The organism is Microbispora triticiradicis (assembly GCF_005864065.1).
GTDB lineage: Bacteria > Actinomycetota > Actinomycetes > Streptosporangiales > Streptosporangiaceae > Microbispora > Microbispora triticiradicis.
The window spans coordinates 228,635-250,791 of record NZ_VANP01000011.1; the positions used below are offsets into that span (position 1 = coordinate 228,635).

Here is a 22,157-nt window from a genome sequence, read left to right on the forward strand (position 1 = left end):
CAGGGGTGAGTGCGTTGTTCATCCGCACTGCCCGGGAATACGCGCTTCACGCATTGCGTAATCGCGGATTCTGCGGGTAAAGGGCCGTTGACCAGCAGAGGAGGTTGCCATGGGCTTCGGGGCCAGTCTCGCCTTCATCGCGGTCGGCGCGGTTCTCGCGTTCGCCGTCAAATGGGACGTTCCTGGAATCGACCTGCAGATGATCGGGTGGATTCTCATGCTCGTGGGCATCGCCGGAATGGTGCTCACCAGTCGCTACACCCGCCGGCCGCGGGTGGCCGAGGAGACGGTGGAGACCATCGAGCCGGACACGATGTACACCGTGGATCCGGCCGCCGAGCCGCACACCACCCACGTGCGCGAGACAGAGACGCACAGCACCGTCCACCCGGGGGAGCGCCGCGTCCACGTGCGCGAGGAGACCACACCCCTTCCGCGCGACGGCGTGTGAGCCGTACGCGAGGACCTGTCGGGACGCGTGCATGAACGCACGGATGTCACGGTCCCTTGCCGGCCTGGTCCCCGCCTCCCGGGTCCGGCCGATCGCTCAGCGGGTCTGGCCCGACGCTTCCTGGGCCTGCTCGGTGGCGCGGCGGGCCTCGGCGAGAACCCGGGCGATGTGGGAGTCGGCTCCGGCGGGCACCTCGTGGAAGCCCTGCTCGGGGTCGTAGGCGATGTCGAGTCCGTTGCCGACGAGCCGGCTGGCCCACCGTACGGCGGTGTTGAGCTTGTCCGCAGGGATATGGCGGCCCTGGGCCACGGCGGAGAGATTGCGCAGGTTGGTGGCGGGGCCGCTCTGGCTGTGCTGACGCCGGAGCGTCCACGGCAGGGCGCGGCTGTGGTCCGTCATGCGCTTCGACAGCCCCGCTGCCCGCTTCGCCTGCAGGATGCCCGACTCGGTCACGCCGAAGTGGTCGGCGAGGCGTGCGTTCGTCCATCCCTCAGCGGCCAGCCGTGCGAGCTCCTCCTGGTCGATGCGCGTCTTCCTCGACATGATCACCAGCCTAGGCGCACCCGGCCGGTCATGTACGCACACAGCCGGAAACTGCGCTAAGGTTTGCATGTGCCCGGGTGACCGGGCCACGGGACGTAGCGCAGTTTGGCAGCGCACTTGACTGGGGGTCAAGGGGTCGTGGGTTCAAATCCCGCCGTCCCGACAGATTTTTAGCAGTTCAGGGCCTAGATCTCTTCAGTGAGACGGGCCCTTTTCTGTTGCTGGGTGACCAACTGAGTAACTGTCGTCGATGACACGGAACCGGGTGTCAGTCGGCCTGAATCCCTGCCGAATCCGGCTCCGGTCGCAGCCGCCGCCTCCCCGGCAGCCCGGGGGCTCGGTCGGCCTCGATCAGCAGGCTGGTCTCGCGGTAGGACGAGCAGTTGGCGCCCGTGGGTCGGCGGTCGTCTCGATCCCGCCGAGGATGATCCGCATGAACGAGTCGTCGTAGTACTGCGTCCGGAAGTGGCCGAGGATGTTCGAGAACGCCTTGCCACCGTTCCAGTTCTGGCACCAGGCGATCGGATGGTCGCCGTTCATCAGCCGCAGCGGGTTGGTGGCCGCGTTGCCGCTGTTGAGGCTGCGCTGGTAGCTGTCCTCGTTGAGGCTCAGCAGCGTGTGCACGTCGGCCCGCATGTTGCGATCGAAGTTGTAGAGCTCGTCGACAGTCATCCACCGGTAAGGGAGATGCGCGGTCGCCGGGTGCGTGTTGTCCTCGGTCACCACCTCGGTGTGGATGCAGCTGCCGCACTGGCCGAACCCGTTCTGGCCGTTCGGATGGTTGGTGAAGAACCCACCCACGAGGTCGCCGTACCACGGCCAGGTGCCGATCTCGAACGAGTCGGCGGCGCCGTGGATGCCGACATAGCCGCCGCCCTGGTGCATGTAGGCCTCGAAGTTCGGCTGCTCGGTGGTCGGATTGAGCGGGCCCGGGTGCCCGACGTTGGACTCGAAGACGATCGTGTCGTACTGCTTGAGCGTGTCGAGGCTCAGGAACGGGCTCGTGGGCAGCGTGACGGTCGGGAGTTGCGGGTCGTAGACGTCGACGTTGAAGTTGTTCGCGATGCCGAGCTTCTGGATCGCGGCCACGGTGTGCGGGATGTGGTCGTGCCGGAAGCCCGTCGTCTTGGAGAAGACCAGGACGTGGTAGTCGGCGTCCGGGTTGTGCGGGAGCGGGGTGAGCACCGGGTCCGGGATGAACTTCGGGCCCTCCGCGGGCTCAGACTCGAGGCCCGTCGCGGGCTCGGGCGCGAGCCGGCCGTTGAGCTGGTCGATCAGGTAACGCGCATCGCCCACGAGTGTGCTGCGGGCCGAGCCGGGCGCGATCTGGTCGCCGGTGATCGAGACGAACTCGTGCAGGACCTGGCTCGCGCGCTTGGCCGAACCGGCGTCGGCGAGCGCCTTCGCCTGGTCGAGCTTGGCTTGGAGCGCCGCGCCGACCTCCGCCGGGACGCTGCCGGCGGTCACGAACCGGGTGATCAGCGTGCCGACGTCCGCGAACGATGTCGTCACGATGAACGTCTGTGTGTACTTCGCGCTGTTGGAAGCAGCGTCAGAGAGATGCACCGCGAGCGTGTGCACGCCGAGCGACAGGCCGGAGGTCTGCACCGGCAACGGCGGGACCAGCTTGCCGTCGAGGTACATGTTCAGCACAGCCACTCCGCCCGAGCCGGGGGCGGGGTCCGTGCGCGTCGGGATAAGTGTGGCGCGGGTTCGCTAGGTCCCGATGCCCGTGCCGACGAACTCGGGTTCGTCGGCACGGGCGGGTTCGCTAGGTGCCGATGCCCGTGCCGACGAACTCGGCCCAGTTGAGGTTGAACAGGTTGCCGCCCGTGGCGCCACCCGTGACCGAGCGGAACACCAGGAACAGCTCATGCGTCCCGGACATTGAGACCGGGAACGTCTGGCTTGTCCAGGTTCCCGTCCCGCCGGTGGACACGAGGTTGGCCGTCGTCAGGATCGGCCCGGTGATCGAGTCCTGACGGACCTCGATTGCCGCCAGCGGCGACCCGGGCGTGCGGCCGGCCGCCGCGTCCGCCACGCGGAACGTGATCGAATCGATGTTGGTCAGGTTGAATGGGCCGTTGAGCTGGAGCCAGTCGCCCGAGCCCAGGCCGCCGCGGTGCACGCCGGCGCCGCCGTCGGTGTTGTTCGCCGTGTTGGTGCCGGACTGGTTGACGACGAACTCCACCTCCTGGTGCTTCTGGCGGATCTGGTGCTGGCCGGTCGTGGTCAGCTGCGGGACGCCGCCCGGACCGCCGTGGTCGGTGTAGCGCGCCTGGATCACGCCGGAGACGTTGCCGCCGTGTGAGACGTCGTCGGCCTCCGTGTGGAGCACGCCCGAGCAGCCGTTGACGGACTCCTCGGCGTGGCCGTGCGCGTCGTGGCCGAGCACGAACGTCACCTGCACCTCGGAGCAATTCACCGTCCCGTCCTCGGGGTCGGTGACCGTGACCGAGAACGGGATGTCGTCGCCGAACGCGAACGTCCCGCCCTCCACCGGCGTATTGACGACCACCGTCGGGCTCGTGTTGCCCACGGTGATCACGGTGCTGGTCGAGGTTTGCTTGCCGGACGAGTCGAGCACGGTCAGCACGGCCGTGTAGCGGCCGGACTGCGTGTAGGTGTGTGTAGGGTTCGGGTCGGTCTCGATCGCCGAGCCGTCGCCGAAGTTCCACTCGTAGCGGATCGAGTCGCCGGGATCCTCATCCAGCGAGCCGGCGCTGGAGAAGTTCACGGTCAGCGGCGTTGAGCCGTCGGTGCGGTCCGTGGTGAGCACGGCCTTCGGCGCGCGCTTGCCCTTGACGTACTCCCACTTGTACATGCCCGCGTCGGGGCTGATGACGTTGAACCCGTTGCCGTAGGTCAGCAGGTAGAACGCGCCGTCAGAACCGAACTGCAAGTCCATCGGGTTGTCGCACTCGAACCGGAACCTGCCTGCCCCGGCGTTCGCACGGCTGCCGCAGTCCAGGAAGTTGTTGATCTTCTGGACGTGGTTGTTCTGCTTGTCGAGCTTGACCTCGCGCAGCGTGTCCTGCGTCCACTCGCTGATGATCACCGAGTCGTCGTAGTACGGCGGGAACTTGTGAGGGTTCGGGTTCTCCGGGTCGTAGTGGTACTTCGTGACCCCGTGCGGACCGACGCCACCGGTGTAGAGCTCGGGGAACAGCCGCGGGCATTCGGTCGTCGAGCCGGGCGCGATCGGGCCCGGGGTCGGCGCGTAGTAGGCCTCGCACGGGGTGCCGAGCGGCGCGTTCGTGTTGTTGTCGCGGTAGGAGTACCAGATGTCCGGGTCGGTGACCGGCGGGACGTCCCTCAGGCCCGGCTCGACCGTCGGACCGCCCTCAATGTTCCACAGCGAGTCGTTGCGCTGCGTCGGCCCGTCGCAGTCGAACTTCTTAGGCGGGTTGTTCAGCGGCGTGCCCGCGGTGGTGGTGCCGGGCGCGAACTCGTGGAAGTTCCACTCGTAGTGCGCGAGGTCGCGCTTGTAGCACGTCGGCCAGCCGTAGTTGGACGGCTTGCGCACGATCTCGTAGCGGCCGGTGCCCGACGGGCCGTGCGAGCGCTGCGGTGTCTGGGCGTCGGGCGAGTAGTCGCCGACGTAGGCCACGTCGTTCTCGTCGACCTGGATCCGGAACGGGTTGCGGAAACCCATCGCGTAGACCTCCGGCCGCGTCTTGTCCTGCGGCGCGCCCGCGGCCAGCGGGAACAGGTTGCCCGACGGGATCGAGTAGGCGCCCGTGCCGGAGCCGAAGTCGGCCTTGTTGGCGTCGGCGGCGGAGATGTCGCCGTCCTTGACCTTGATCCGCAGCACCTTGCCGCGCAGGTCGTTGGTGTTCAGCGCGGTGCGGCGCGAGTCACCGGTGAGCCGCTGATACCAGCCGCCCGCCTGCGCCGTGTTGGTGGCGATCGCCGGCGTGGCGGTGCCGGTCAGGCCGGCGCCGTCGGCGGTGATCTGCGGCTGATCGGACTGCTGCTTGCCGCGGCGGAAGAACACGTTGACGTTCGACGTGTTGACCGGGCCGCCGCTGGTCTGGATCTCATCCGCCTCGATGTTCGAGAGCGCCTCGAGCGCCGCGTCGATCGCATCGCGATCCGCGTTCCACGCGATCGGCTCCGTCGTCTGGCCCTCGAAGGTCAGCGTGAACGTGCCGCCCGTCGCGTTGGTGACGCGCACGGTCTGCTGCTCGTCGGTCTTCTGCGAGTTGTACGGCCCGTAGCCGCCGGCGTTGATGCCGCCCGCGGGCGTGTCATCGCCGGTGACCATCCAGAGGTTGCCGTGCTTGTCGAAGTCGATGTCGCCCCCGACGTGGCAGCACTCCTGGCGGTTGACCGGCACGCGCATGATCTGCTGCTCGGAGCCCATGTCGAGGTGCGCCGGCGCGCTGTCGGTGGCGTCGACGAACTTGAAGCGGCTGAGCTGGAAATAGCCCACGTACGGATCCCACGCGGTCTTGGACGCCGCCACGTTCGGCGGGGTGGTGTTCGGCGTGATCTGGGTGACGACCGATCCGTCGCTCAGCTTGACGTCGGTGACCTCCTTCGCCGAGTAGTAGAGGTAGACCCACTTGTTGGTCGCGAAGTTGGCGTCGACCGCCGGGCCATAGAGCCCGTCCTCGCCCGCGGAGTAGATCTGCTGCGTCATCGGCAGGCTCGGATCGGCGAAGTTGGCGACGACCGTGGTGACGCCCGTGGTCGAGTCGTGCATGCGCAGCGAGCCGAGGCGGTCCGTCTGCAGAACGCGGCCGTCCGGCAGCTGGTCGAAGCCGATCGGCTCCTGCAGGTTCGGCGGCGAGCCGATCTTCGTCTGCTGGTAGTTGGCCAGCACGGTCGCGCCGCAATCGCTGTAGACCGGGTCGGCCTGGCCCGCGGCCCAGCCGATCGCGCCCTTGAGGTGCTTGGTGAGGCCGGCGTCGAAGCTCGCGGCCGTGTTGCCCAGGCCGGTGTAGAACGAGCGGCCGCCCTGGAAGTCCTTACACCACGAGACCGGGTGATCGGCGCCCATCGTGCCCCCGGCGATCCCGTCGAGGTCGGCGCCCTGCGGCTGCGGCCCGAACGGGTCCTCGACGACGGTGTCGAGGACGTGTGACACACCGCGGACGTTCTTCGTGAAGTTGTACCAGTTGTCGGTCCGCGACCAGAGCTGCGGCAGATCCTTGGTCGCGTCGTGGACGCGGTCGGCGACCTTCACGTCACCCGACTGCACGTCGGTCCTGCCGGACGCACGCGTCCCCAGGAGGTCAGTCAGGAACGACCAGGACTCGTCGGTCTCGACCGCCGAGCCGACGCCGACGAAGCCGCCGCCGTCGCGGAAGTAGCTCTCGAAGTTCGCGCGTTGCGCGTCCGTGAGCGGGCTCGCGTGACCCGTGTCCAAGAACACGACCGCGCGGTACTGCTTCAGCTTCTTCTTCGTGAAATGGTCGCCCACGTCAGCGGGCTCGGGCGCCACGACCGTGAAATCACCGGGCCTGGCCGCATCCCGGATCGCGGCCAGGCCGGCCGACGACACCGCGTCCTGGGTGCTGCGCACCACGAGTACCTTGAAGCCGGCGTCTGGTGGTGCGGCCTTGGCGGCAGACGCGGACGGCTGCAGCAGCGCCGCTGCAGCGCTGAAAGCGGGCTCAGCCGCCGTGGGGGCCTCGGCGCTCACCGGCGTCGCGAGGAGCGTGATGAAGGGGGCGATGAGGGCTAAGGCCATCGTGGTCGCGGTGCGACCTCTCGGGCGTCGTCCGTTTTCTGGCAGGGCTGCGTCGAGCAGCCTGGCCCACGTTCGATGACGTGGTGACATGGGAAACCCTTTCCTGACCGGGGGGACGTCAGGCAAGGCGCGCGCCGCCGCGCTTGTTGCCGCTTGTTGGCGTTGGTTGCGGATACGGGGGGTTGCTGGAGAGGTGCCACCCTCCAGGTCTGTGGGGGCCGTCAGTAGGCTGTCGGCCGGGGTAGTGAATCCATGATCGTGGTCGGGTCGTCGATGATCCGGTTGACCACCATGCTCGCGGCGCCGCGGGAAGCGGCGCCGAAGCCGAGCGTGGAGGCGACGAATCGGCACTGGGCGGCGGGGGCGGCCACCACGAGCCGCTGCAGCTGATCCTGCCCGTGGGGCAGCAGCCACTCGGCCAGTGAGGCGAAGTAGCCCCCGATGACGATCAGTCGCGGGTTGAACAGGTTGGCCACGATCGAGCCACCGAGCCCGAGCCATTGGCCGACCTGCGCCACCACCTGCATCATGCGCCGGTCGCCAGCGCCTGTGCCGTCGTCGCCCAGGCTCCGGATCCGGTCGTACCGGGTCCGGAGCCGTGCAGCATCAGCACCGCGGGCCCCGTGCCGCTCTCCAGGACGTGGACGGGGGAGCCGTCGACGGTGACGGTCCGAAGTGCCGTCACCGGAACAGGCCAGGTGTGCTCATGCCGATGCGGAGTTGACGGACTTCGAGAAGACCTCCATCATCACCCGGCCGAACTGCGGCATGTCGGGCCAGCCGCGGCAGGAGACAAGGTTTCCGTCCACGACGTCGGGAGCGTCGATGACCGTCGCGCCCGCGTTCTCCATGTCACCGGTGATGGGGGGGAAGCACGCCGTCTTCCGGCCCTTCAGCAGCCCGTACACCGCCGGCACCTGTGCGCCGTGGCACACCAGCGCGATCGGGAGGTTGCGCGCGAAGAAGTGCTCGGTGATGCGCCTGACGTCGGCGTCGACCCGGATCCACTCGGGGGCACGCCCCCCAGGGATGATGAGGGCGTCGTAGCGCTCGACGTCGACCTCGGCCCAGGGCACGTCGACCGGCAGCTTCCGGCCGTTCTTCTCCACGTAGGCGTCGGAGTTCGGGTCGAACTCGTGGATGACCAGCTGAACGTCACGCAGCGTCCGTGACGAGACGTCGACGTCCCAGCCGCCCTCCTGCACCCGATAGTAGGGATACATGGTGTCGAGCTCCTCGGCGGCATCGCCGGTAAGGAGCAGCGCTCTGGGCACCTGCTTCTCCTCGCATCGGGGGCGGGTGAGGTGGATCCAATCCAATCCGATCCGGTTGCGTCAGCATTCCCCGGCCAAGCCCGCCCGTCAAGCCTTTACCGCCATTCCGTCCGAACCCTTGACTTCGTCGAACAATCGCCGGAACCGCTCACGCAGGATGTGCCGACGCATGGCGTAGGCGGCGGCGTCGGGGTCACGCGCGGCGATCGCGGCCACAACTTCGTGCTCGGCCATGGCCAGGTGAGTGACCTGGCTGTCGTGGAGAAGCCGGAGCAGGTGCACGTGCGTGTCCAGGCGAGCGAGCGCCTCGCGGATGACCTGTGCGATGGCCGGCATGGGGCACACGCACGACCAGGCCCTCCGCCTCCATGCGGTTCAGAGCGTCTCGGATCGGCGTCTGCGAGACCCCCAGCTCTCGCGCCAGGACGTCGATCGTGACGCGGAAGCCAGGCTCGATCCGTAGCGACATCAGGAGGACTTCCCAAAACCAATTTGGATGGTGTTTCAGTACAGGCCGTACACTCGGAAGACCTCCAGTTTGGTCACGCTGCGTAGCACTGCGGGGAAGTCCTCCAGTGATCGCCGGAAGCCGGTTTTGAGGACTTTCCAGCATTTGAGGTGGGCGATGGCCCGCTCCACCGCGGCCCGGATGCCGTTTAGCGCGGTGTTGCAGGCTTTGCGGGCATCGGTCAGCTAGGGGGTACGGATCCCTGTGCCCTTATAGCCTTTGTCCCCGTTTATTCCCATTCCATCCGGTTCGTAATGCGCCGCCCACCGCGCGGCGAACCGGACTGGCGAAACGCCTGGCTGTCGTGCATGGAGCCAGGGCATGGGTCGCCGACGTCCGCCAGGCGCCCGGACAGCGTGGCGACGACTTGAACGTTCTGCCCGCAGTACCCCTTCTTGTCGGAGTACAGGCCCTCGATCCCGTCCCGCTCACCGACCGGGACCACCAGCCCATCCACCAGCACTGCATCCCGATGGGCCTGCGCTTCATACAGTGGTGAAAGCACCATATCGATCAGTGTTCTCAACTCGTCCTGGTAGCGCTCCACGGTCGTCGACCCACACCGGTCGCAACGCTGCTGCATGCTGACGACCACTCGGATCGTATAGGAAAGGTGCCGGGCGGCCAGCAGCTCGGCCTGGTCGCTGGAGGCGATGCCGGGCTCCAGGCCCGCGTCGATGCGTTCTTGTCTGCGCCAGTTGTAGATGGTCTGGTCGCTGATCTGCAGATTGGCGGCCACCTTGCTGCACGGTGCGGCCCGCCTTCAGCAGGTCCAGGACTTTGCGACGGAACTCGGGGGGATAGCTCCTCGGCATGCTGACCTCTCTCGGGGGTCCAGGCATGCCAGTCAACCAAAGGGACTCCACGAAAGCCGGTGAACATCACCAGCAGGCTCGTCTTCCTCGGCCCCTGAAAGCCAGAATTACGGCCCGCAGACCCGTCCACGGAAACGGGGTGAGGTGGGCCACCCTTTCGGCGAAGGGTGGCCCGTTTCCTTTCTGGTCGTTTCCTTTCTGGCGTCCCGCCCCCGGCTCAGGACTGGTTGAACAGCGAGAGCGTCAGGGTCGAGTGGTACTCCCCGGCGGCGACGTCGACCCCGGTCCGCAGGGCCAGGTCGGCGTTGACCTTCGAGGTGCCGATCTCGTCGGTGGAGTTCGCCGTCGAGACGAGCAGCTCCTGCCCTGCCAGACCCACGGCGGGCGCGCCGGTGCCGTCAGAGACGACACTGGAGACCGGCTCACCGGCCGACACCGCACCGGTGGATGAGCCGGTCAGCAGGCGCGGCTTCCAGCCCAGGTACTCCGGGCCGATGACCTTGGCCGGGTCACCGGCCGCGGTGAACGCGCTCGCCTGGCCCACGACCGCCCAGTACTCCCCGGCGGGGATCTCCTCGGGGGTGCGGGTGTCGGTCACCGTGACCGTCGGCAGGGTGCCGGTGAACTGGCGGGCGGCGGCGTCGGAGCCGTTCTCCTGCAGGGAGACCCCGTCGTTGTCCGCCACGGTCATCGACAGCTGACCGGGAGTGGTGGTCGGCTCGATGTTCACCGAGACGTCGATGCCGTCACCGGGGGCGTCGTCCGCCATCGCGGGACCGGCCGCACCCGCAAGCGCAAGACCGAGCACCGACGCGGCCAGTATCTGGGCAGTTCTCGTGGTCTTCACGTAATCGCTCCATTTTATGGGGGGCATGGGGGCGGGGCCGGCCTGTCGATCGTCCAGACGGCCGACCGGCCGGCCCCATTTCAGTACGGCTCGTTCAGTAGGGCGGTGGCCCCGGTGCGTACACCGCTGGGTGCTTACACCGTGGCCACCGCCGACCTGGTCCAGCTACAGCTCTAGCCGCAGGTGATCGCGTTGTAGCCGGCGTCGTAGGTCGAGGTGACCTGCTTGCCACCGATCGTCGCGGTCCCCTTAACAGTCACCTTGCCCGCGCCGATCTGCCCGGCCCGCGCGTTGAAGGACTGATAGGCCTGCTTGCCCGGGGCCACGTCGGCCACGGTCTTGGAACCGTACGGGGTCGTCAACATCACGTCCGCAGGCACATCGCCGTCGTTGACGGCCGTCACCGCCACGTACGCCGACGTACCCACGCAGCGGGACGAAGCGGTCACGGTCAGCGGAACCCGCGGAGAGGAAATGGCCACCGTGAGGGTCTTGACGTCCTCGACGTTGCCCGCCTTGTCCGTCGAGCGGTAGGCCAGCGTGTGCGAGCCGTCGCCGGAGACGACGACCGGCCCGGTGTACAGCTTCCAGTCACCGCCGTCCAGCTTGTACTCCGTCCGGTCAACCCCGCTGCCCTTGTCCTCATCGACGGCGGTCAGCGTGACCGTGACCGGACCGGTGAACGAGCCGCCCTCCGGCTGAGCCGGGTCGGTCGTCGCGGTCGTCACCGGCGGCGTCTTGTCGGCCGCGGCGACCGGGCTGAAGCTGAACCGCTGGTTGTCGGCGTTGTTGCAGGTCCACTGGATCACTGCGGCGCCGTCGGCCTTGGAGTTGCCGTTGATGTCGAGGCACAGGCCACTCACCGCCGGATTGACCTGGTAGGCGTCTCCGGACTGGATGAGGTAGAACCGCTGGTTGATCTGGTCCTTATGTCCGTCGGGATGGCAGGAGTACTGGACGAGCTGGGTGCCCGTCGCGGTCGAGCCGCTCGGCACGTCAAGGCACTTGCCGCTCTTGACGTTCTTGAGCTGGTAGGCGCCCGCAGTGAAGGGGACGGCCTCCCACTGCTGCTCGCTGCCCTGCGTCGCGCCCATCTGAACGATCTTGGCATCGTCGGCGGTCGAGGCGTTCTGCGGCGTGACGTACTTGCCGCTGCTCTTGGGGGAGATGGTGTAGACGCCCTTGGCCCCTCCTCCGACCGTGACTGTCGCGACCATGCCTGCCCACTTCTTGCCGTCGTAGCCGGAGTGGAGCCTGCAGATGACGGTCCAGGTCCCCTCCCGATCGAAGGTGTACGAGACCGGCGGACCTCCCGGCGAGACGGCGCCCTTGGTGACCTCGAAGATGTCGCCGCCGTTCGGGTCCGGATTGCCGCCGGGCGGCACGAGCCAGACATCATGCGGCATCCCCGCGTCGGGCACGTTGAAGTGCCAGGTGACGGTGCCACCGCGGGCGATCTCACAGTTGTCGGGATTCCACCCCGTGCCCGTGGCGTAGATGTCGCACGCCGTGGGGAGCGTCCTGCCGCCGTCAAGCACCGTGAAGACGGCGCTCTGCGACGCGGAGGTGTTCCCGGAGTAGTCGGTGGCTCGGTAGTCGACCGTGTACTTCCCCGGGTTCTTGAACAGTACCGGCGCGTCGTAGGCGGTCCACGCTCCGCCGTTGACGCGGTACTCGACCTTTTCCACGCCGGCACAGCCGACATCGGTGGCGTTGAGTTTGAGCGTGGCCGAGTCGATGTAGGCGTTCTGCTGGCTGGGGTGGGCCCGGCCCTCGATCTGGTGCGAGACCGTCGGTGCCTGGGTGTCCTCCGTGCACTTGCTGGAGGGCTTGAACTCGATCTTGACCAACTCCATTTTCGCGGTGGAGTTGAGCTGAGCGCGGCAGCAGCCGAAGGTCCAGCGCCCCATGTAGAGGGCGCCGTCGGGCCCGAACTTGGTCGGGATCACGAAGCTGCTGTTCGGCGTGCCGAAGTGGTTGACCGGCAGCCAGTCGTTGACCCGGAGCAACTGGTTGTTGTCCTGCCGCAGGCGCGCCTCCTTCCAGAACCCGTTGTCGGCGCCACGGTTGGTGATCAGCCACGAGCCGTCGTAGTAGGCCGGGAAGGCGCCGGGGCCGAAGCTGTCCTTGTATCGATAGACCGGACCGGTGACCGGCTGCATGCCCCCGGCGCCCAGGTCGCCGAAGTCCATCGGATTCTCACCGCCGGGGTTGCCGGGGTACTTGCGCCAGATCGTCGCTTTCTTCGCGGGGCCTGGGATTTCATCGAGGCCTTGGAATGTGGGCTGCGAACTTGTACCGCCCGGCGGGGCCCAGTTGAGGTCGGCCGGGATCTTGTCGAGCGAGCAGTCGTACTGCTGACCGGTCGAGGAGTTGGTCGCGTAGTCCCAGCGCCACGTGGTGTTGGTCTTCGAGTTGTCGCCGACGCAGAACGGCCAGCCCTGGAAGCCGGGCTCGTCGACCAGATCCCACTCACAGGTGCCGGCCGGGCTGCGGTCGGCCTGGTCCACCGAGTTGTCGTGGCAGTACTCGCCGACGACGACCGTACCCGGGTGGGCGGGGTCGGTGTGCACCGTGAACGGCTGCCGGAAGCCCATGGCATAGATCTCCGGCCGGGTCTTCGGGGTCCCCGGCGGGAACATGTTGCCCTTCGGAACCGTGTAGGTCTTGTCCAGGCCGGGGTCGGCGGCCTGCCCTGCCGGGATGTCCTTGATCGGCTTGATGCGCAGGACCTTTCCGCGCAGGTCGGCGGTATTGGCCGCCGTCTTGCGTGAATCCCAGCGCTCGGAGGCGCGATGGTCCATCGGCACGTAGCGGTTGTGGCCGGACGCGTTCGGGGACACGTCGTCGCCGACTCCGAGGTAGAGGTTGCCTTCGGAGTCGAACACCAGGCTCGCGCCGCCGACGTGGCCGGGGCCGTTGTCGGTGGGGCCACCGGGGAAGCCTGAGGGGTTGCCCGAGATCTTCGCCTTGGGCACGCGCAGGATCTCCCGCTCATCGTATGGATGTGCCGGGTCACCGCCTGCTTTCGCGGGCTCGAACGCGGTGCCGGTCTCGTTCAGCGTGAAGCGGCTGATCAGGTTGTAGCCGACCGTTATCTGGTTGCCCGTGGTCGGCCAGTCGGGGTTGCGCGGGGAATAGTAGACGTAGATGTCGCGCTTGCTCGGATTCGATAGGTCGAAGCCCGGCTCCAGGCTCATCCCCAGCACGCCGTCCTCGGAGTTGCCGTGGTCGGCGCGGGTCGGGATCGTCGCGACCGTGGTCGAGTTGTTCGGCGGGCCGTTCGGATCGTGCATCTTCACGTAGCCCTGGGACTGGTAGCCCGTTGTGGGGCCGATCTCGGTCCAGTAGAGCTTGCCGTCCGCTGCCACGTCGAGAGCCATCGGGCCGTTCGCATTGTCGACCAGGGTCGTGCGGGTGAAGTTCGACCACACGGTGCCTGAGCAGTCGGTCTTGTTCCCCTCGCCGGCGACCCAGCGCACCCCTCCGACGATCTGCTTGACCAGCGGGTTGTCGCCGCCGTTCTCGCTGTAACGCACGCCGAAGTGACCCTGCGAGGTCACCCAGGTCCGGCCGTCGTCGTAGGGCCGCGGTGTGGCGGTGCCGTCCTTGACCCTCTCGCCGTCGTAGAGCTTGCACCACGTCGTGGGGTGGTCCTGGCCCATTTTCTGGCTGCCGGTGTTGTAGGTGCGCTCGTCGAAGGTCTCGAGTACGTGGTGGGTGCCCCGGACGCTGCGGACAAAGTTGTAGTGCTCGTCGGCGAGCTGATAGGTGTCGGGCAGGTCTTTGGTGGAGAGGTGGTTGTGATCGGCGACCTGGACGGTTGCGGCGTTGCCGGTCGCCGACCCGTTCGAGTGGGCGGTCATCGTCGTGCCGATGACGCTGTCCGGCCCGCCGTCCCACCAGTCCCACACGGACACGCCGGCGCCGGCGTCGGTCATGTTGTGCACAGCCGCGATCCCGCCGCGGTTCTGGGTGAAGCGGATCAACGCGTCGCGCTGTGCCTGGTCGAAGAGCGGTCCGGGCCGACCGCCGCCGGCCCACGACCACGATGCGTTCAGGAACAGGACCGCGTTGTATCGGGCCAGGTTATCGTCGGTGAAGATCCGAGGGTTCTTGTCCGGGTGGTTGCAGTTGTTCGTGCCGCCACCGTTGTTGTCGCAGTCCTCCCAGTCGACCTCGTAGCCCGCGGCCTGGAGAGCGGCCTGGACCACCGGGCGACCGTTGTCGATCGCCTCGGCGTGCCGATACCCGGTCGTGCCGGTGTAGATGAGGACCCTCTTGCTGCCCTCCGCCCGGGCAGAGGCCGCAAGGAGGGCTCTACTCGCTTGCCCGGTGCTCGTCGCCGGGGCAGCAGCCGTCAGGGGGGTGCTCTCCGCTTGGGCGGTGGTCACAGGGGCGAGCATCTGAGCCCCCAGAGCGACCGCGGTCAGTGCGACTAAAGAACGCCTCACACTCCGCGCGGGCGGCGCGGCGTTCCGCATACCACTCACTTCCTCTCCCAATGCGGCGGCGACCAGCCCCGCGGCCGGAGCGATGTGGTTCGACCGCCTGAAGGTCAAGACGTAGCGTCTGCGCCTTTTGTCTAGATGTCAAGGACTTTCGTCAGCGAATCACCAAAGCTGGTACTAGCAATTCCACCCTTTTGTTTACCAAAGATGTTAGTTGTCTTGATCGAGGTAGTTTCGTCCGCTAGCGTCCCCGCTATGAGCGGGCAGAGGGTTCACCGGCGGCTTCTCGGCGTCGCTGCGGCCACGGTTGCGATCGCCGTCGGAGCAATGGCTCTGACCGGATGTAACGACGAGTCCGGGGAGGCGAAGACGCGGGGGCGCGACATGACCGCCCTTCAATGCCCGATGGTGGAGACGGGACAGAATGGTGGCGTCAGCCAGTACAGGCCCGCGGAGAACGCCTTCGATACGGCGGAGCTGCTCGGGTTGGAGCTCGCTGAGGCGCGTGAGAAGGCGGCCCGTCACAACTGCGGAATCATCGTTTCGCGCGAGGACGACAAGAGCCGGCCCGTGCCGATAGAGATCGACCCGACGAGGATCTACGTCTACGTCGCGGATGGCGTCGTCAGCTATATAGAGGGGGTCGGCGGTGGGCTCTAGGGTCGGCGACCCGATGCGACCTCCCACCAGGGCTTCCGTAATCTCCGCCGGTCGGCGGTCACGGTGGGTCGTGATCGCGGTGTGGCTTGCGCTCGCGATGCTCGCGGTGCCGCTACAAGCCAGGCTCGGCGAGCGGGCCGCCGACGAGAGCGAGACCTTCCTCGTCCGGGGATCGGAGTCGGCGACGGCCAAGCAGATCATCGACGAGCGGTTCCGGCGCGGCAGCGAGACAGCGGCGGTGATCGCCTACTTCCGCGAGAGTGGGATCACCGCGGACGACGGACGGCGCGCCGACGCCGACGCCCTCGCGCTGTGCCGGTCCGGCGCGATCCCGAACTTGACGATGATCGCCACCCCGTACCAACGCGCGTGCGGCGAGACCGATCCGCTCGACATGAGCCCGGGCGCTTCGCTGCTCACCTCACCCGACGACACCGTCATCTTGAGCACGGTCCTGATGACCGACGACTCGACGCCCGACATTGAGCAGGCGGTCGCGGCAATCCGCGACATAGTCCCGTCGGCCGCCGGCGACGAGAGCGGATTGAGGGCCTTCGTGACCGGCCGTGCCGGCTTCGAGGCCGATCGAAAAGCTGCGCTTGAAGGGATCAACGGGACCCTCTTGGCAGTCACGATCGCCGTGCTGCTGCTCCTGCTGCTCCTGACCTACCGCTCGCCGCTGGTTGCGCTGGTGCCGCTGGCCGTCGTCGTCCTCGCCTATCTCGTCACCGCCGGCCTCGCCTACGGCCTCGTCGCCGTTGGCCTCACCGAGGTCAGCGGCCAGACGACCGCGATCCTGATCGTGCTGATGTTCGGTGCGGGCACCGACTACTGTCTGCTGATCGTGGCGCGGTTTCGCGACGAGCTGCGCCGGGCGCGGGACGTCGAGGAGGCGATGGTCGCCGCCGCCCAGCGCACCGCCCCGGCGATTTTCTCCGCTGGAGCAATCGTCGTCGGCGCGATGCTGGTCCTCGCCCTTGCCGACTTCAACGCCATGCGCGAGATGGGCCCGATCCTCGCCCTCGGTGTCGCGATCATGGTCTGTGCCGGCCTGACCCTTCTGCCCGCGGTGCTCACCACCCTCGGACGACGGGCGTTCTGGCCCGCTGTTCCCCGCCTCGAGCCCGAGTCCGCACCTGCGGTCACGTTTTGGGGGCGCGTCGCGGGTCTCGTTCACGCACGCCCGGGAGTGATCGCCGCGGCGGTCACCGCTCTCCTCGCCGCGGGCGCGCTGGCCGGCATCGGCGGGCGTCCGGCGCTCGACTTCTCCGAGTCCTTCCGTGAGGCGCCGGACTCGGTCCGCGGCCAGCAGGTGATCCGCGACCACTTCATCCCCGGCCGGGCGGCGCCGCTTCGCATCGTCGTAGCCCAGGAGGTGGGCGGGAAGGTCCAGAGCGCTCTCACCCAAGGCCCGCACACACCCGTCGCCGATATGCACGCGGTGGCCAGGTCGGTCGGGGCGGACGGCGACTCCCCGGGTGCGGAGGCTCAAGGCCAGCGAAGGTCCGCGACGGACTTGCTCATCTTCGACGCGGACCTGCGGATGGATCCGTTCTCGGAGCAGGCCACCGACGCCGTCCCGGTGCTGCGCGAGGTCGCTGAGCGCGCGGCTGACGGCCACACCGTCCTGATCGGCGGGACCGTGGCCGAGAACTACGATGCCCGCCAGGCACTCGAACGTGACACCAGGCTGATCGTCCCGGTCGGCCTTGCCCTGATCCTCGTCGTCCTCGCCGTGCTCCTGCGCGCGGTGGTGATGCCGCTCTATGTGATCGCGACCGTGATCCTCTCCTTCGGCTTCGCCCTCGGTGTCGGTTCCCTCATCTTCACCCACATCCTCGGCCAGCCGGCCTCAGACCCAAATCTGCCGATGTACGCGTTCATCTTCCTCGTCGCCCTGGGCGTCGACTACAACGTGTTTCTCCTCAGCCGGATCAGCGAGCGGCGTCGACAGCACGAGACCCGCCGCGCGGTGACGGAGGCCCTCGAGCGGACGGGCGGCGTGATCACCTCCGCCGGCCTCGTGCTCGCCGCCACCTTCGCGACTTTGATGGTGCTTCCGATGGAGGCGCTGTTTCAGATCGGCTTTGTGGTCACCCTGGGCCTGCTCGCCGACACCTTCCTCGTCCGGGCCCTGCTCGTCCCCGCTCTCGCGGTGATGCTCGGCGAGCGAAACTGGTGGCCGTCCAGGCAGACCGCTACCCCGGGCTGACGTCGCCGGTGCTGTGACCTCTTGCTCATGCATGCTGTGTTCCAGCGTGGTGGAACTCGCGCGCGTCAGCAACCTTCGCGTGCTGGCGGACAACCGGCCGCCCGCGCCGGAGCGCTGGTCCGCGAGTCGCATAGGATCTGCGCGGATGTCGTGCGGGAGCTGGGCATGAACCGCGAGACCCTGCGCGTGTGGGTACGCGAGGCCGAGCAGCAGGAGTCCGACGCCGGGATCGGGCTGGCCCGCAGCGAGCGAGAATAGCTCGCACAGCTGCGCAAGCGCGTCGCCGTGCGGGCCAGATCACCGGACTGCGGCGAGGTCGATGCCGGGGACGTCCTCCGCAGGGGCCGCCGGCCGGATGGCCGACGGGCCGGGACAGAGCGTGCACCAGCTTTAGTGCCGTAAGGATGGACCAGTTGGGTTGCCTGGGGGTCAAGGAGTCGTGGGTTCAAATCCCGCCGTCCCGACACTGTTCTAGCAGGTCGGAGCCGTGATCGCGCAAAAGTAACCACGGCCGGCCGCTGACGGTGGACCGTCGAAACACTCCTGCAGCTTGGGTTGGCGTTCGACTGCGTGCTCGGCGGTGGCCCGTGATTGATTCATCGTCTGGCTGGTCGCCATGCTCAAGACCTAAGCTGGGCCACATGCTGGCCATGGTGACAGAAAGCGCGGCCCCCGCCCCATGTGATATGGACTGAAGTTGGGCGCTCTCATTCAGGCGCTGACCATAATCATCACGTTCACTTTTCGTGACCTGAAGATCTTCACCAGGACTTTCGACGAGGTGGTCGGGCCGCTCGTGGACAAGGCCGTCAACCCCGGCGAGCGACAACACGTGAGGGAAGCACTGCGGGCCACCTCGCTCAAGGTCGGTTTTCTCCTGTCGCCGTACGCCACGACGGTTGGGAAGCCGAGCCGCCCCGATCTCTTCATTCTCGGCGGCGCCATCGCGCGGTTGTACGACGACCTCGTGGACCATTCTGGTCAGCCCGACCTCGACGCCGGACTCGATGTGCTCTTCAGCGGAGGTCCCTTCACTCCCCTGACCGAGTTCGACGCCCTGCTCCACGATCTTTACCAATCCCTTGCTCTACGCCTCGACCTGCCTGAGGATGCTCTGCCTCATGTGACGCTCAGAGCGCTGCACGGCTATCAGAAGTTGTCCCGCGAACAGAAGAATCCCGCTATCGGCGAGGATTTGCTCTGGGAGATCACTCGTGGAAAGGGCGCCGCGGCCAATCTGCTCCTGCACGCGTTGGCCCATCCATACATGACCACCCGCGAACAGGACGTTCTCAAGGATCTCGGCGTGACCCTGCAAATGCTCGATGACCACTTCGACCGCGACATCGACCGTGCGGCCGGAATCACGACCCCCGCGACCCGGGGAGAGTCACGCCTCCCGCACGTGCGCCGCCGCCTTCGCACCACCCGCGCGACACTGCACGACCTGTACACCCGGACGGGTAGCCGGCCCTATGTCGGCGCGCTCTACGCCATGCTGGCCTGGGCCTACCTTTCCCGGTTACCTCATCCGAGACGCCGTGCGCGCAGGTCATCCGCCCGGACGCCGCTGCTGGTCATCGCCCGGCGCGGAAACGGGGTCATAAACTCAGTTCCCCACGAATCGGGTCCCCCGTGCGCCGACTGATCATCACCCTTCTATGGCTGCTGCTCGCCGTCGGCGTCGTCGCGGGTGCCGTTGCCCTGCTGCTCGGCGAGGATGTCGAGCCGGCCGTGGCGCTGGTCTCAGCTGCCGTCTCGGCCGTCGCGCTGCTGGTCTCTCTGCGCACTTCCAGCCCGGCCCGGGAGAGCGCAGCCGAGCGCGCCGAGAAGCTGCGCGTCAAAGTTCGCGCGCAGGTGACCCGAGAATCAGCCAGGCGTGGCATCTGGGAAGCCCAGCCCATGGTGATCCGCTGGCGGGCGACCGGCCTCCGGACGACCGGGGGCCTGGCCGCCGAGCTGCCCGCCGCGGGAGACTCCGGCGAGCTCATTACCGGCTTCACACGCCACCGCATGCCCAAAAGGCTGGTGGTGACGGGAGAACCGGGATCGGGGAAAACCAGCTTCGCGCTGCTTCTCACCCTCGCGATGACCGAACCGGCCGCAGTGGCCCCGGTGCCGGTCACGCTACCGCTTTCGTCGTGGTTACCGGAGGAGACCCTGCACGCGTGGATCAACCGCCGTCTCCTGCTGGACTACGGATTCCTGGATGACAGCAGGAACGGCTCCCGGGGCGGGCCGTCCCCGATGGTGATTGAACTGTTCGAGCTTGGCCTGCTGCTTCCGATCTTCGACGGCCTCGACGAACTCGCGGAAGAGCGCCGGGCGCCTGTCCTGGCGACACTGAACTCAGACACGTGGAGCCGCTCGTTCGTCCTCACCAGCCGGACCGAGCAGTTCACTCCGGACTTGGCACGCCTCCTGGACGGCGCGCTGGTCACCACGCTGCAGCCGCTGGACGCTCAGGCGGCCGCCCTCTATCTGATCGACCGCGACGGAAGCGAGGCCCTCGCACCGCTTCTCGATGAGCTGACCACCCGTCCTCACGGAGAGGTGGCCGCCGCGCTCAGCACCCCGCTCATGCTCTTCCTCACTCTCACGCAGTACCGCAACAACCGCCCGCTACCCGCCGAACTGCTCAGAGACGGCGCCCGCCTCCGCATCGAGCGCCACCTGGTCAGCGCCTTCATCCCCGCCGTGCTGACCGGGCCAGGGGCGGACCCGTCCACGTGGAGACCGGCCGTCGCGCAGACCACGCTGCGCTTCCTCAGCCAGTACCTCCACGACTCGGGCTCCGGTGACCTGGCATGGTGGGAGATGCATCGCGCTGTCCGCACGCGCGCCTTCTTCCCGATCGTCCGCGTCACCGGCGGGGGCTTGGGCTGTGCGATCCTGGGTGCGATCCTCTTCGGGCTGTTCGGCTTGCTCCAGGTCGGCCTCGCGCTCGGGTTCGCCGTAGGATCAGCGGCTGGGCTTGTCCTGACTCTCATCGGCCCCGATGCCCCACGTCAGTCGGCCCCGAGCATCCGCGCCAAGAAGAACCCCTGGCGCTCGCTCTATCGCAGCATCGGTTTCGGCTTGGTTGGCGCCGCCATGGGCGGAATCGACAGCGCCCTCCTCTTCGACGGCAAGTCGTACGTCGTGGCCCACGCGCTCATCTATGGACTGACCTTCGGCGTCGCCCGTTCACTACACGAGGAGGCCATTCCCAAGGAAGCCGGCACCCCTGAGGGTTTCCTCAGCAACGACCGGAAGGCGACGGCCTACAGTTGGGGGCTCGGCGCGCTGGCAGGAGCCCTCGTCGGCGGGATCGACGGCGTGTTCCTGGGCACGCGGCTGTCTCAAAGCCTGAAGGAGGCACTCCAGACCCACCAGGCGTGGGGCCTCGGCCTCCCCACCTGGCAACAGGCCATCCTTGGTGCATTCGTCAGCGCACTGGCGGCCGGTGGCGGCCTTGGTCTGATGTCCCAGGCGTCCAGCGCCTCCGCCCGCTTCGCCACCGCCCGCCTGTGGTTCGCCTTACGTGGCCGCGCCCCTTTGCGCCTCATGCCTTTTCTGGAGTACGCCTACGACCTTGGCATTCTGCGCCGGTCCGGCCCGTACTACCAGTTCAGGCATCAGATGATCAGTGACCATCTTCTGGCCACCGCTCCTGAACCGGCCAGAGCCTTCAAGAACAGCCCAGCGTAGCCGCTAAATTGGATCACCACGTGCGGTGTGGGTGTGCACGTAAACCGCTCAGTTGTGATCACGCCGCGATTCGCCGCCACTTCAACGCGTGTCGCGTTCCGGTCGAAACTCGTGCACCACTTCGATGACGCCGGAGATGTGCGCGTTGAGTTCGTCCAGTTCACCGGCGGGCACCCACAGTTCGAGAATCGTCTCCCCGCCGACCTGCCGCGGGCTTGCGACACCGGGATAGGCGCAGATGCTGCAGCTCCTGCAGGTCCGTCGCCGCGTGGCCGAGGGCCCGTTGCCGTCCGTCCCGGGCGGTGGCATGGGCCAGCGCCATAGCCTCTTCGAAGGGGTCGGCCGTCGGCTGCGTGTCAGCGACGGGAGCCTCGAACTCGGTGCCCGGCATGTGCTGGAGCCGGGCTGTGCGCCAGGTGCTCCAGTCGGTGCCGATGCTGTCCAAGGCAGCCAGCAGTTGCTCTACGGCGTGCCGCTCTGCGTCGTTGCCGTTTCCCCAGACAGCGGTGATCAGCGGAATGACCTGAGCCCAGGTGAGGTGGTTGAAGCGTGCCAGCGCCTGGGTGATCGACGGTGTGTGGGGCATCGGCGGAGTCAGGTAGGTGAGGTCGATGCGGCGAGCCGGATGGTGATGTTCGGCGAGGGCGAGGTACCCCGAGAGCTGCCCTCGACGGCGACTTGCGGTTTCGGTCTTCAGCTCGATCATCCACAGGCGTTCGGGCCAGAGCATCGCGTAGTCCGGTGCTCCACCCTGTTCGTCGTCATGCCGTCGTGGAAGGTCGAACTCGTCGACGAACTGCGGCCGGACATCCCAGGCGCCGGTGCCGAACGAGAGCGTGTCCAGCTCTAACAGGAAGCGGGCTCCGCGGTCCGTGGGAGTGTTGGGCGTGTTCCACCGCGGATAGGGGCCGCCGAGGATCAGCATGGTCAGCAGCCGCTGGCAAAATTCTTCCCGGCCGAGCCGGAGCCGTCCTAAAAGGCGCAGAGGATCTTCGATCGCCATGACCG

16 protein-coding genes, 1 tRNA gene and 2 pseudogenes are annotated in these 22,157 nt (G+C 67.5%); 6 read left to right on the forward strand and 13 right to left on the reverse strand.

The window, feature by feature from the left end; all coding sequences use genetic code 11:
* The first annotated feature begins 109 nt into the window (after positions 1-109).
* A complete protein-coding gene (locus tag FED44_RS26425) occupies positions 110-451 on the forward strand; it encodes a DUF6458 family protein (RefSeq protein ID WP_111700664.1) in 342 nt (113 codons plus the stop codon).
* Between the two features lie 96 nt (positions 452-547).
* Here FED44_RS26425 and FED44_RS26430 read toward each other — a convergent pair whose 3' ends face one another.
* Complete coding sequence (locus tag FED44_RS26430; protein ID WP_111700663.1) at positions 548-994, reverse strand: hypothetical protein; 447 nt, start codon at positions 992-994, stop codon at positions 548-550.
* A gap of 89 nt (positions 995-1,083) precedes the next feature.
* On the opposite strand from FED44_RS26430, the gene FED44_RS26435 reads away from it, so the two are divergent.
* A tRNA-Pro gene (locus tag FED44_RS26435) sits at positions 1,084-1,157 on the forward strand.
* Between the two features lie 188 nt (positions 1,158-1,345).
* Here the strand turns inward: FED44_RS26435 and FED44_RS26440 are convergent.
* From FED44_RS26440 to FED44_RS26485, 10 genes and pseudogenes are all read right to left on the reverse strand, one after another.
* On the reverse strand, positions 1,346-2,638 hold the full coding sequence (locus FED44_RS26440) for a ThuA domain-containing protein (RefSeq protein ID WP_244302287.1): 1,293 nt from the start codon (positions 2,636-2,638) through the stop codon (positions 1,346-1,348).
* A gap of 127 nt (positions 2,639-2,765) precedes the next feature.
* Positions 2,766-6,692 (reverse strand): ThuA domain-containing protein, encoded by a 3,927-nt coding sequence (locus tag FED44_RS26445; protein WP_165900665.1) that lies wholly within the window; start codon positions 6,690-6,692, stop codon positions 2,766-2,768.
* A gap of 221 nt (positions 6,693-6,913) precedes the next feature.
* The gene (locus tag FED44_RS26450) at positions 6,914-7,222 is read right to left on the reverse strand and encodes an ROK family protein (RefSeq protein ID WP_111700660.1); all 309 of its coding nucleotides are present in this window, start codon (positions 7,220-7,222) and stop codon (positions 6,914-6,916) included.
* A complete protein-coding gene (locus FED44_RS26455; protein ID WP_208759177.1) occupies positions 7,219-7,377 on the reverse strand; it encodes a hypothetical protein in 159 nt (52 codons plus the stop codon). Before FED44_RS26455 ends, FED44_RS26450 begins: the two co-directional genes overlap by 4 nt.
* Positions 7,378-7,396: 19 nt before the next feature.
* A complete protein-coding gene (locus FED44_RS26460; protein ID WP_138460690.1) occupies positions 7,397-7,966 on the reverse strand; it encodes a DJ-1/PfpI family protein in 570 nt (189 codons plus the stop codon).
* 87 nt (positions 7,967-8,053) lie between these two features.
* Entirely contained in the window at positions 8,054-8,302 is a 249-nt protein-coding gene (locus FED44_RS36625; RefSeq protein WP_244302281.1) for an FCD domain-containing protein, read from the reverse strand.
* A gap of 25 nt (positions 8,303-8,327) precedes the next feature.
* Positions 8,328-8,579 (reverse strand): annotated as a pseudogene (locus FED44_RS38540) (hypothetical protein); the annotation flags it as partial.
* Positions 8,580-8,703: 124 nt separating this feature from the next.
* Positions 8,704-9,213 carry a transposase family protein gene (locus FED44_RS26475; RefSeq protein WP_117410442.1) on the reverse strand — a complete coding sequence of 170 codons (510 nt, stop codon included), beginning with the start codon at positions 9,211-9,213 and terminating at the stop codon, positions 8,704-8,706.
* A 293-nt stretch (positions 9,214-9,506) separates the two neighbouring features.
* Entirely contained in the window at positions 9,507-10,136 is a 630-nt protein-coding gene (locus FED44_RS26480; protein WP_208759180.1) for a hypothetical protein, read from the reverse strand.
* A 173-nt stretch (positions 10,137-10,309) separates the two neighbouring features.
* Positions 10,310-14,530: an OmpL47-type beta-barrel domain-containing protein gene (locus FED44_RS26485; protein ID WP_167521593.1), complete on the reverse strand. Its 4,221-nt coding sequence runs from the start codon at positions 14,528-14,530 to the stop codon at positions 10,310-10,312.
* 312 nt (positions 14,531-14,842) lie between these two features.
* On the opposite strand from FED44_RS26485, the gene FED44_RS26490 reads away from it, so the two are divergent.
* From FED44_RS26490 to FED44_RS26505, 4 genes are all read left to right on the forward strand, one after another.
* Complete coding sequence (locus tag FED44_RS26490; RefSeq protein ID WP_138462396.1) at positions 14,843-15,247, forward strand: hypothetical protein; 405 nt, start codon at positions 14,843-14,845, stop codon at positions 15,245-15,247.
* A gap of 70 nt (positions 15,248-15,317) precedes the next feature.
* Complete coding sequence (locus FED44_RS26495; protein ID WP_167521594.1) at positions 15,318-17,459, forward strand: MMPL family transporter; 2,142 nt, start codon at positions 15,318-15,320, stop codon at positions 17,457-17,459.
* A 697-nt stretch (positions 17,460-18,156) separates the two neighbouring features.
* Complete coding sequence (locus FED44_RS26500) at positions 18,157-19,107, forward strand: hypothetical protein (RefSeq protein ID WP_117410437.1); 951 nt, start codon at positions 18,157-18,159, stop codon at positions 19,105-19,107.
* Positions 19,095-21,149 (forward strand): NACHT domain-containing protein, encoded by a 2,055-nt coding sequence (locus FED44_RS26505; RefSeq protein ID WP_117410436.1) that lies wholly within the window; start codon positions 19,095-19,097, stop codon positions 21,147-21,149. The genes FED44_RS26500 and FED44_RS26505 overlap by 13 nt, the downstream gene beginning before the upstream one ends.
* A gap of 81 nt (positions 21,150-21,230) precedes the next feature.
* On the opposite strand, the pseudogene FED44_RS37685 reads toward FED44_RS26505, so the two are convergent.
* Positions 21,231-21,359: pseudogene (locus FED44_RS37685) on the reverse strand (ADP-ribosylation/crystallin J1); the annotation flags it as partial.
* Positions 21,310-22,152, reverse strand: coding sequence for a hypothetical protein (locus FED44_RS36060; RefSeq protein ID WP_167521587.1), 843 nt, complete (start codon positions 22,150-22,152; stop codon positions 21,310-21,312). The gene FED44_RS36060 and the pseudogene FED44_RS37685, both read right to left, overlap by 50 nt.
* Positions 22,153-22,157 lie beyond the last annotated feature (5 nt).